The sequence below is a fragment of the Chryseobacterium sp. CFS15 genome (genome assembly GCF_031118795.1).
Lineage (GTDB): Bacteria > Bacteroidota > Bacteroidia > Flavobacteriales > Weeksellaceae > Chryseobacterium > Chryseobacterium indoltheticum.
Map to the genome: position 1 here is coordinate 1 of NZ_JAVHYL010000023.1, position 12,283 is coordinate 12,283.

The 12,283-nt window shown below is 31.9% G+C and carries 10 protein-coding genes and 1 pseudogene; 7 read left to right on the top strand and 4 right to left on the bottom strand.

The features are described 5' to 3' along the window. Positions 1-1,178: M43 family zinc metalloprotease (locus tag OH814_RS20440; RefSeq protein WP_308829445.1), on the bottom strand; the 1,178-nt coding region annotated here is incomplete at its 3' end. Positions 1,179-1,789: 611 nt separating this feature from the next. On the opposite strand from OH814_RS20440, the gene OH814_RS20445 reads away from it, so the two are divergent. Continuing rightward, a complete protein-coding gene (locus OH814_RS20445) occupies positions 1,790-2,386 on the top strand; it encodes a Crp/Fnr family transcriptional regulator (protein WP_308829446.1) in 597 nt (198 codons plus the stop codon). 46 nt (positions 2,387-2,432) lie between these two features. Then, positions 2,433-3,080, top strand: coding sequence for a MarR family transcriptional regulator (locus OH814_RS20450; protein WP_308829447.1), 648 nt, complete (start codon positions 2,433-2,435; stop codon positions 3,078-3,080). Here the strand turns inward: OH814_RS20450 and OH814_RS20690 are convergent. Beyond that, positions 3,060-3,293, bottom strand: coding sequence for a hypothetical protein (locus OH814_RS20690; RefSeq protein ID WP_374990590.1), 234 nt, complete (start codon positions 3,291-3,293; stop codon positions 3,060-3,062). The two genes, OH814_RS20450 and OH814_RS20690, sit on opposite strands and share 21 nt — an antisense overlap. Positions 3,294-4,522: 1,229 nt before the next feature. Beyond that, the gene (locus OH814_RS20455; protein ID WP_308829448.1) at positions 4,523-7,756 is read right to left on the bottom strand and encodes an ATP-binding protein; all 3,234 of its coding nucleotides are present in this window, start codon (positions 7,754-7,756) and stop codon (positions 4,523-4,525) included. 348 nt (positions 7,757-8,104) lie between these two features. On the opposite strand from OH814_RS20455, the gene OH814_RS20460 reads away from it, so the two are divergent. The 5 genes from OH814_RS20460 to OH814_RS20480 all read left to right on the top strand — a co-directional run bounded on the left by OH814_RS20460 (position 8,105) and on the right by OH814_RS20480 (position 11,517). Beyond that, complete coding sequence (locus OH814_RS20460) at positions 8,105-8,476, top strand: TIR domain-containing protein (protein WP_308829449.1); 372 nt, start codon at positions 8,105-8,107, stop codon at positions 8,474-8,476. A 7-nt stretch (positions 8,477-8,483) separates the two neighbouring features. Next, entirely contained in the window at positions 8,484-9,449 is a 966-nt protein-coding gene (locus OH814_RS20465) for a caspase family protein (protein WP_308829450.1), read from the top strand. 11 nt (positions 9,450-9,460) lie between these two features. Next, entirely contained in the window at positions 9,461-10,420 is a 960-nt protein-coding gene (locus OH814_RS20470) for a DNA/RNA non-specific endonuclease (protein ID WP_308829451.1), read from the top strand. Position 10,421: 1 nt separating this feature from the next. Further along, the gene (locus tag OH814_RS20475; protein ID WP_308829452.1) at positions 10,422-10,925 is read left to right on the top strand and encodes a hypothetical protein; all 504 of its coding nucleotides are present in this window, start codon (positions 10,422-10,424) and stop codon (positions 10,923-10,925) included. Between the two features lie 298 nt (positions 10,926-11,223). After that, entirely contained in the window at positions 11,224-11,517 is a 294-nt protein-coding gene (locus OH814_RS20480) for a hypothetical protein (RefSeq protein ID WP_308829453.1), read from the top strand. Between the two features lie 642 nt (positions 11,518-12,159). Here OH814_RS20480 and OH814_RS20485 read toward each other — a convergent pair. Then, a pseudogene (locus OH814_RS20485) lies at positions 12,160-12,283 on the bottom strand (DDE transposase); the annotation flags it as partial.

Here is a 12,283-nt window from a genome sequence, read left to right on the forward strand (position 1 = left end):
TAAAACTGTGAATTTTTCGTATTGAACGTTTCCGTGTAATTGTTAATATCTGCAAATTTGACCATTGAGATGCCGGTATGATGATCTCCATTGCTTCCGGCAAGTGCTGTAGGAACGCATGCGGGAGTAACGACAACTGAATTATTAATTGGAGTCGTGAGAAGCACAGGAGAATTAAGCAAACCGCTTCTGAACTGCAGCAACTGTGCAATCGCTCTGGTTTTCTGCCCCTGTGTGAATCTGTTATCAGTACAACTGGAATAAGCCATAATATTCTGCTCAACACCATTATACAAAACACCTGTACAGTTATTGATTGTACCTGTCACACAAGTTCCGGTAAGAAGGTCAATCATCGGTTCAGTATCGCATACCATATCTCCGTCCAAAAGACAGTTGGAATTTGGTGCGCAGGTATTTCCTGATGATCCTTGCTGTGTATGCCACAGACCTAAAGAATGTCCTATTTCATGAGCCATGGTTGTACTGAAATTATTAACCACATTCCCTATTACAAAACAATCATCAAAAAATGGAATAGTTCCTGCAAAGCTGGCATAACCCGCTGCGATGAATGTTCCTGCTGCAAGCTTATTGACAATGTAGATGTTGTAGTATTTCGAAGGATCCCATCGGGCAAGTTGCTTGATGACATCCTCATGTACCCCGTTGTAACCTGCTGCACTATTGACACCATATTGGATAAATTGAGTATTTACGGAAAAATCAACCCTGTTTATTCCGTTGGTTGTGCTGCAATCCGGAGCAACTTTTGCCGGAACAAGTTTCACAGGAATCACTGCACCGCCGTTTGTATCATTAAGAATATTGGGTGCTGTACCAGCGAAAACCTGATTGGTAAATTCAATCCAGTCTAAGATTTGCTGATCGGTTCTGTTGTATGGTGTTCCCAAGGCACTTCCCTCAGTGATGACATGGACCACAACAGGAATATCATAAACTGTATTTTTATCTGAATTGATCTTCCCACTTTTTATAAGCTCGGACAATTGAATATTGAAATCCTCTGTAAGCTTTTTAGATTCTGGATGCATCTTATAGTATTCATTCATCCGAACCTCGGTTGCACACATTTTGTGCGATATGTCCACTGTCGCTGTTTGAGACGTTACCATCACACAGAAAAATATTGTGGAAAAAAGTATTGCTTTTTTCATATAGTTTTTGCTAAAAGTATAAAAATTCTTAAAAAAGACGTGAAAAATTTTTATTAAATTAGGTTTAAAGTATTTTCAATAATTAAGAACCATTCCATTAAATTTATCTTATAAAGTAGCTACATTTATTTCTAAAGTCAAATCGTGATAATTTCAATTGAAGAATTTTCACATTTTATATTTGGTAATCTCTACAATCATTATTTCTTTAACGAGGAAATCTATCATCTTGTCGTAATAATCTCTTGCTCTGCCAATTTTTACGCATAACGATGAAATTATTAACTTTTCCTTTCAAGCATAATTTATACAAGTAAAGCACCAGAAAAAATACCCATCCGCAAAGGAATAATAATACTAACTATAAATTTCTGTATTTTAATTATTCATGTAAGCTCTGTTGTATGGCAATGCTTGTGATAATCACTCTATATAACTTTTTTTTCACATCCTCATGACTTGATGTAAAAATTGTAATATATACCACATATTACCTTATTTCCTAATATCATTAAAATATTTCACTCTAATGGTTCGTTATTTGTTACTCTTTTTCCATTATTATTATTATTATTATTAAACAAATTGTAACATAAATAAATAATTGAATTATGCTTATCTGTGAAGAACTTTTACTTAGGTACGGAGGAATTTGTGAAGAGTATAAACTCAATGATGAAATATTTAAGGAAGGCTGTATATCAAAATACTACTATCAGATCCGTAGCGGTGTTGTAGAGATCAACAACTATGACGAGAACGGAAAAGAGTTCACGCAGCAAATATTGCTTGATGGTAATAGCGTAGGGGAGTCCTTTATTATAGGTGATCAGCCTTATAATGTTAATGCAGTTGCAAAAAGCCAATGTGAATTAATAAAAATAGCTAAATGTGCATTTTTAAAGATTCTCGATGAAAATCCAGAAGTTTCTTTAAAATTATTTAAGCAAATTGCTCATAGACTTTCTGATCAATATTATATGATGTTTACATTGATTTCTCAAGATCCTGAATCAAAAGTTAAGAGCATACTTCAATATCTTAAAAAAAATTCAAATTATGATAAGCCATTTTCTTACGAGGTTCCTCTTACCCGAAGACAGCTTGCAAATCTCACAGGGTTGAGAGTGGAGACTGTAATCCGTACTGTTAAGAAAATGGAAAGAAGCAACAAAGTCCGAATCAGAGAAAGAAGGATTTTTTGCTAATTACTTTCCTTTTTTATTCTTTTTACAATAATATAATCAGGTACTAATGGACGATGTATTTTTAAAAGATCTTAACCGTCTCGCGACAAAATTTTATACTGAAAACGTACAGGAGCGGTATGCGCACGATATGTCAGGATTTCAAAAGTGGATTTCTGATAACAACAGCAAAGAAAGCCATAAAGATGATGAAGAACACATTTGGGAGGGTCAAAACACGGGCCGGACTGTTGAGAGTGTTATCAGTACTTTAATTGTACATCTTAATAGATATGCTGCTCGTTATTCCGAAGCTGCAATAGCTGGTTCTGATTTCTCGGCGCAGGATGATTTTGTTTATCTCATCAATCTAAAAGCATTTGGACAAATGCAAGTAACAAAAATCATTGAAATAAATGTTCATAATGCTGTTGAGGGATTATCAGTAGTTTCCCGTATTGAGAAGCATGGCTGGATAAATCGTGTAGGAGAAGTTAAATATGACTTGTCAGATGAAATAACAATTTCCGACAAAGGTAAGACTGCCTTAGAAAAACAAATGAAACGCATTCGGCAGGCAACTTCGATGGTCGCTGGCGACTTAAGTCATCGGGATAGGCTAGAATTGATCAAAATTCTTACTAAACTGGAACTACACCACCAATCCGTTTTTAAAAAATGTAATATTCAGGATTTAATTAACATGATGCACTGATCCTAACTCATCGGCATGGTTATTTTGAATTAAATTATTAATGTAGTCTACTAAATTATATAGGTTAACTGGCTTAGTCAAAAAATCGCCAGGATTACAAAAATTTTTCATCTTGTCAATTCTAGCACTCATCAATATTACAGGAACTGACGAATGAGAACTATTTTTGATCTCATTGCAGAGATCCTTTCCTGAGCCATCAGGAAGCATTATATCTAATAGAACAGATCAGGAATAACTCCACGGTTTCTTGCATTAAAATCTTTTACGGTCTCGAAGTTCAAACTGTAAACCCCTCTGCGAAAAGAAATTCGTCCAAGATTTCTCTGATATGAGAGTATCTTCTGCAATATAAATTTTTTTCATGCGTATGCTAAGCAATAAAAGAGCCAAATTAGAAAGTCATTAACATAATTATTTTGCTTCATAATAAGAACGGGCAGTTGATAATAAGCTAATCTCCAATGTGTTATAATTAACTTCTAAATGCACAACTTAAGGTGATGAATGCTAAGAAAGTGGACATCCGCGATTGGATAATGATGCTGTCCTACAGAAGTTGCTATTGTTAACAAAGAAAAAACCAAATAATTTCGATGTCTATTTATCAACATACAAGATTAAAAATAGGCAGCAGCCGAACTACTACCTATTGTCCAATGTAAGTGAAAACCTTATCAAATATAAAGAGTCAATCAACATCTTTTTATGTTTAAAATCACAATGACAAAAAATAATCGAACCTGATAGTAACATGTAAAAAGAAACAATTTATTGCTGTCATGATAGAAATTTGGAGAAGTAGCTTTCCTTGTTTAATATATTATCTAATGTGCCACCATGATGATTCTAATCATGAGTTGAAAATACAAATTGTGATATTTTTGACGCATCTTCAAAAATAAGTATGATGTCGCTGGTAAAGTGAAGATTTTAGGATCACATCAATTTTAATTTTTAAGATTGAAGAGTAAATTATAAAAAGCATAGAAATAACTTACCATCATTCAGTTTTATGTAAATCAGCAGAGTGCAACTAGGGAAACGGACCCTGCCTCTAATTATAATTAAAAAAAGGGCCCCTTTTTATTAGTGTTCTCCACAATGTCTAAATCTTTAAGCGAATAAAAAAAGGATTAGATTATTGAGTTATATTTAATTAATAATCCTTGATTGTAAACTTTACGATTCCGCAACGTATCTCTTTTATTTGGGAAACGAAGAGGTAACTCCGGCAACCATTGAGAATTTCTTTCCTTGAAATGAATTAGAAAAGGAACCAACGGTTCAGACTTGAGCTTATCGGTAAAGAGGTTTTCTTTTGCTTTCTAGTGCTGATTGAAATATTTAACTCCAATATCATTTATAGATAAAAGCTCACCTTCGTATTTTTCTCGAACTTTTTGTAAAGCGATATTTTCATTGCCTTCTACTCTTCGGACTTACTTAGACCAATTAATTTCAATTAAAGATAGTTGAATGAATTTTTTAAAACTTTTCACAGCTTCTTCAAATTCATTTTTACTTCGATACTTTTCAATCATATATAAAATATGCCCAGAGGTGTAGGCAAGCATATAATTATATTCGCCTCTCCAAGTCTTCCCAATTATTGCATTATATAATATTTGACTAAAATTATTAGTTACCTCATTTTTTTCATAAATCTCGAATAGTTCAGTAAAGACCAAAGATGATGAGTCACTATCTGCAAGCTTGGAAATATCTATAGGGCTTAATTTATTTTCTTTAATTAAATCAAAATCACTAGGGTAAATGTAACCTTTATTAAGTCTTTCCTCACTTGTCTCCTTGAACCTGTCTTTTTCTCTATCTACATATACCTGAAACAAGATTTTAGAATTTTTTAGTTCTTTAATAATGTTGTCTGATTTATCTACTCTTATTTTTGTTTTAGTAATACTAAATTTCGGTTCAATATCTTTTAATCGAGTAGAAAGTAAGCCATTTCTTATTTCTTCAATTTCAATCGATTCGGTTCTATTGGCTTTCAATAACTGATTGATAGCGAAGCTATATACCTTATGTGAAAAGGAATTAATGTATTTAGTAGGAAGTAGGAACCATTGTAAGGATAGATTATTTAAATTCAATTTCTCGATACAAGGCATTATTTCGGAGGGCTGATATAATTCTATAAATTCCCCAAGTAAATATCGATACCCCTTCTCTGAAACATCTTGGATCTTTGTAATAATAATGATGCATTCATTCAGTGTCAGAAAATTATTTTTATGAAGTGCTTTTAATGCTTTAGGCAAACTATACAATGTATAATCTTTTCTGTTATAATATTTAGTCCAGAACAACGAAATACTTGCCAGGTCAATTTTCTTCTTTTGATGTAAAGCCAGTCTCATGTATTCGTGAATTTTATTTCCTAATTTGAAACTTCCTTCCTCCTTATTTTTTAATATGAGTTCTTCTAAAGTTAGATGATTATATTCATTCTTTTCGATATTGCTAACCTCGCAACCTGCAGCAATTAAATTCTTTTTTACATCATTTAAATACCTGTCAGCGGAATAATAAGAGTTAGGATATTTATCTAAAAATTTAGCTAGTTTAATTGATCCTTTTGACTCAAAGCCTTCTAGAAAAAGATCTAATGAATCACTTAATTCTTCCAGTCCTTTGTATCTCTTTTGATGAAGAAATAGATTTTCCATAAACCATTTCAAATAATCACCAAAGTATAGACGATATTTTAGAAATTTAAGCATTTTAGTTTTAGTAATAACCTTGGCATTTCGGATAAAGAAATATTCTTCTTTATCAACATCTCCTTCTAATCGGAGATGAAAATGGTCGGTGGAGTAATTGTCATTTGATACCTTGTTGTAAAGCAAAATTGGATCATTTGTTTTTACATAAAATAGCATTGAAAATAAATACCCTGAACTAGTTATATGCTCTTCAGTATAACCGTTAAATAGTAGTGATTGTGTGTAGGTATAAAGAAAGCCATCCGGCGTTGAAGTATGATCTCTGTAAATAAGATTTATGATAAGCGATAAATCGTAATAATGTGAGATTTCAAAATCGTCAAACTTATAGTCAGACATACAATCTCTTAAATCAAAATAGAAAGTCCGTATTGCTTCAATATCTATACTGTCTTTTATTATTTGTTCAAAAATGGTTATGTTACTAAATTTTTTGGCTATTTCTTTTCTCTGTTGATTGGTTAATTTAAATAAAGAAAACCTTGAAAGGAATTTTTTATTTAAGCTAATTATTGAATCATATACTAAGTCGGTAGCTTTGTCATTTAGTGCTTTGTAATTGGTTGACTTATTACGCAAATATGTATTGAAACTATCGTGAAACAAAGATACTCTGTTTAGTTTGGTCTCAAATAGATATGGATGTTCACCTATGAACTCCTCAACATAATATTTAGCTTCCCCTAAAAAGAGATCTAATTCTGAATACATTATATAAGAATTTGTGCATAAAAAAATAGAAAGAGAATATTTTCCTTTCTCATTTTTGATTATGCTTTCATAAAAACAGTCAATATCTTGAAGTTGCCCTGTTTCTGGAAGTTTTTTATTAAGTTTATAAAATTCTGTAACATATTTTACGAGAATAGGGTATCCTTGGGTCAAATAGAAAATTTCTTTCTGAGTAGTGAAATCTGTAATATGAAATAATTCTTCCAAGACAAACTCAGTTTGTTTTTTATTCCAGTTTTCCAAAATTTGTTTTTGCCAATCTAACTTAGCTACCAATGGTCTTGATAGTACGACAATTTTGCAGTGCTCTTTGAGCTGTTCGATAAAATTTACAAATCTATTTAGCTCATTATTATTGTAATTTTCGATGTGGTCTAAACCGTCGATTATTAATGTTAGTTTTCTCCTTTGAATCTCTTTAAACAAATCATAAATTTCTCTGTTTTTTAGGTCGTGAAACAGTTTTACATTTAAATCTTGTAGAAAATTTTGAAATTTTAATCTCTCTTGATAATCTGATTCCTGATTTCCTACCCAAAATCGGTATAATATATTTAGAGGATATATCTCAACAAGTGAATTTACAAAATGACTTTTCCCAACTCCAGGTTTCCCTTCAATTAATAATAGTTTATCAAATTCAACAAGTGTATGATTAATTTTTATCGATTCTTGTTGCAAATCCGTGCTATAGGTTTTTAAGCTAGGAAGGTCAGATTTGTCAATAATCCATATTCTGTTATCTAATGTCTTACTTAGATAATTTTCAATTTCAAATTTCCTATTTAAGTTTCCATTGTATAAATCATCAATAAAGAAATCTACATCAGCCCGACTCATTGATATTATATGCAAATTGTCCTTTTTAAAACAATCAAAATCTAAGACTTTTGCATTAGGAACGATATCGATATTTTTGAAAAAAACAATGTTTTTGTTCTTTGAAAGTTTATGAGCTTTACCTCTAATTATCAAATTTTCGCCATCAATAATAAGTTGTTCTAATGTTACATCTTCAAAATCCTTAATCTGAAAACTATATTGCTCATTATTTATATGTACTAATAAATCATCAAAATTGTCATCAACTTTCGCTTCTATTTCAATTTTTGAAATATTCCGCTCTACATCCATTATAGATAGTAAAATTTGTGTTATATGTTTTTGATAGGTGTAACCGCTGTACGCATTTCTCATTTAAATTATTTTATTCTATTGACAGATCCTGAAGTAGATATCATTTATATTAATAAAACCATAAATTTAAGTATTTTGGAGCTTATTTATTTGAAAATGGAATATTGATAGTATATAAGAAAATTAATCATATACTTGTTAATTTAGCTGATGATTTTGATAATGCTACTTAAACAAAACGAATGAGTAATAGTTTAGATAGAGTTTAACTTTTTTACTAAAAAAATTTAAATAAATTTACAGAGTATTAAGAATTGATTTTCTTCTCTCGGGAGTGGTTTTTTTATTTTTTTAGTATATGAATCTTTATATTTGTGTATATTGGAATATTATAAAAAAAACTAAACTATGGCAGACAAAAAAGTTATTTTTATTGCTTTTGCAATAGAAGATGAAAGACAAAGAGATTTTCTAAAGGGACAATCTCTACACCCAAGAGCGCCTTTTGAATTTGTTGATATGTCTGTGAAACAGGCGTATGATTCAGGTTGGCAATCTAAAGTTAGAACTAGAATAAAGCGTTCCGACGGTGTTATCGTACTTGTAAGTAAAAATTCATTGTCATCGACCGGACAAAAGTGGGAAATAAATTGTGCAAAAGAAGAAGGTAAGAAAATTCTTGGCATATATGCATATTCTGATGACAGAACATTTATTTCTGGCGTAAACACAAAAGTTTGGTCAGATAGTAATATCAGTGATTTTATAGATAGCCTCTAGCAGATTTATGAAGAAAGCATTGGTAATTGGAATAAATGATTATCCAGCAGCTCCACTTAGAGGTGCTGTAAATGACGCGGAGTGTGTTTCGGAAATATTGAAGGTTAATGGTAACGACACAACTAATTTTCAAATCAAATCTCTGTATAATATAAAAACAAGAAGTGAGCTCCTAACAGAAATTACTGATTTCTTTAAGATTGGTGCCGATATGGGACTTCTATATTTTGCTGGTCACGGCTATGTAAATGAGTTAGGAGGTTTTATCGTAACTCCAGATTATAAAAAGTATGATGAGGGAATAGCGATGAATGATATATTGGCGCTTGCCAATCTTTCTCCAATATCTAATAAAATCCTTGTCTTTGACTGTTGTAAATCAGGTGTTTTTGGGATTCCCACATTAGGCGGAAATATTACTCCAATTAATAAAGGTATTTCCATTTTGACAGCCTGCCGTGAAGATGAGCCGGCAAAGGAGATTAATGGTCATGGTGTTTTTACTAATTTATTGATTGAAGGACTGAAGGGCGGTGCAGCGGACGTTAGAGGTCACATTTCTCCAGGTGGACTTTATGCGTACATAGATCAGGCTCTCGGTGCCCACGAACAGAGACCTGTTTTCAAAACGAATGTTACTGAATTTGTCGAGTTGCGAAGTATAAATCCTCAGGTTCAGCTTAAGATATTAAGAAGATTAACCAAATACTTTAAAAGTCCTTCCGATTTGCTACAACTAAATCCTTCATTTGAATATACCAATTCTCATGATGTACCTCACGATGTTGTTGAACCTCATGCGGATGAAAAAAATGTATCGATTTTTAAAGACCTTCAGAAATTGGAAAGCGTAGGATTATTAGTCCCGGTTGGTGAAGAACATATGTATTTTGCGGCCATGAATTCTAAGGCGTGTCAATTAACGGCATTAGGTCATCACTATTGGAGACTGGTGCGAGAGGGTAAAATCTAATTCTGGAAAAAATGAAAGGTTATAACAATTTTTTCTTGGGAGAGAATTTTCAATTAGATCTGCCAGAGTATGATTATTATAAAAATGATATTGCACTTAACAATGTAACAGGTAAAGAGGAACTTGATTACACTTACTACAGTGTGATTCAAAGTAAAAGTAGACGTGTCCCTATATTAAGTGCCAGCAATATTTTTAGGATAAAATTTGAAAAAGCTCTTAGGGAGGGTGATTTTAAGGAAGATGATAGGGTAAAGGAAAATGAACAATTAGCTTCAAAAGATTATTCTAATTTCAATTCTATAAAAGCTAAGTCTATTGATAAAGGTCATATGACAAAAAGAGAGGATGTGCAATGGGATTTGAATGGAGATGTAGAAGCAGCTGTTAATGCAGCTATAAGTACTTTTTTTTATCCTAATGCTGCTCCTCAACATGGTCAAATGAATAAAGGACCTTGGAAAAATTTAGAAAATTCTGTTATCATTAAGGGTAGGGTACCTGAGCCAGCAAAAGTATCTGTGTTTACAGGTCCTGTTCTTGATGCTGAAGATCCCGAATATAAAAGTACACTTAAAGACGGCAGTATTTTTAAAATTCCAATTTTATTCTGGAAGATAATCTATTATACTAAAGAGGATAACCTACTTTATAGAGCTGGATTTCTTATGAGTCAGATCAATTTGCTTAGACGAGATAATTTAATTAATGAAATAGCATTCAGAGAATTTGGATTGGTGGATAGGCCAACATCTTTAAAGCCATTTTTGGACTTTAAAGAAGATGAGAACTACCAAGTTCCTGTGTCAATGATAGAAAAACTAACAAACTTACAGTTTACACCTGCTTTGGATAGACATGAAAATGTTCAACCGACCATTCTAAAGTTGGAACAGGTGCAGATTCGTGATTTTGATAAGTCTTTAGAAGGAAATGTTTCTGAATATGAAGTAACTGGTTTAATGGTATAATATGCAAAAAGATATTAATGTATTCATTTCTCACCCTACTGCTTACAATAAGTATCAAGAAAAATTCATACAGCTTATTGAACTCGAATTAAGAAAATACAATCTTAATCCAATAAATCTTGGGAAAAATAATTGGAGTTATAAATTTCCATTGAAGCCAATAAAAGAGCTCATGAGTACATGCTCTGCTGCTATCGTAAGAGGTTTGGAAAGACATCATAGTTTGATAGGATATGAAAAAGAATTATCTAAAACTTCTATTGAGTTAATTCATAAATATACTTCTTCGCCTTGGATTCAGATAGAAGCCGGTATGGCTTATCAGGCAGGTTTGCCACTGCTGGTTCTAAAAGAAGATAAACTTCATAGCGAAGGAATTCTAGATCTTCAGATTAGTGATTCTTTTGTTTTCGAATTTAATTTAAAAAAACTACAAACCCAACTTTCAAATGATCTTAAAGAATTAATAGCCAGTTGGGTTAACGATATTAAAACAATAGTATAGATCATGCCTTTATACACAAGTGACTACTTAAAAAATTTATCTAGAAGAAAAACTGTACTTTTTAGTCAAGAAATAATTAATGAAAGTAAAAAAAGTCATACCAACTTTGATATATTTCTTTCACATAGCTATCTTGACAAGGAAGAGGTAGAAGGTTTATATATGGAATTAAGAAGTCAGGGATATACGGTCTATGTTGATTGGATTATTGACCCTCAATTAAACAGAACCAATGTAACCAAAGAGTCTGCTAAGCTGATTCGGACCAGATTGAAAATGTCCAAAACATTCATTACTTTTGGCGGTTTCGACAAATGCCTCCCTTTCAAAATGGATGCCTTGGGAATTAGGATATGTTGATGGAAATACCGGAAAATGTGCTATAATTCCTGTTTCAAAGAGTTCGTACAATGTTCCAGAATCTTTCAATGGATTTGAATATTTACAGCTGTATCCATTTATTAAAAAGGTGCCCACTACAGGTCTCGGTGAAAAACTATTCGTTATTGAAGAATCTCGCAAATACATTATTATGGATGATTGGTTAAGAAGTGGTGCTATTCCAAAGTTACAAACCATTAACATATTTTAAATGATGACAATATACTCTAATATATCAGAGTATTACTACTTATCTACCAATAAACTGGATGACCAAGCAAGTAATATTTTATTTTTTTTGATGCTGCCCATTCAAATATGTAATTGGCATCTTTTAACAAAGTAATCATTAATAAAGTAACCCGAAATGGAATTATATATCTTATAATGTTTTATGAGATAATAAATGATGAGAGTTCTGCAAGTTTATTCAAATCCTCCACAAAATTTTTCGAAAAATGCACCGCTGAGGTCCCTTTAAAGGATTTTGTAATTATTGTGAAAAAGCTTTATTTTTGTAAAAGATTAAATTACTAAAAAGTTAAGTTTGATAATAACTTAAACTGTGGCAGAATCATGGCAGTAGTTATTTTGAAAAATAGAAATATTAGGTAGAGTGCTGATTATAGAATTTAGGTTCGAATCCCTCTCTCTCCGCTGGTTGAGAAACCAAAATAAGCTAAAACGCTGTAAACATCAATGTTTACAGCGTTTTTTGTTTTTGCGCTAGTATCAAAAAAAATCAAAATAGGTCACGATTTAGGATCAATCTCAAAACTTGGGGACTATGCAAAAAGTTTAGACAACCTGAACATAAAAAATGTTTTATCGGATCAATCACAAAACTTGGGGACTATGCAAAAAGTTTAGACAACCTGAACAGAAAAAATGCTTTATCCCGCACACCTCTTAATTGCAATCTGAAGTTTTTTATTTTCGCATTGAAAGACTCTGCAGAAGCATTCGTGCTTCTTCTT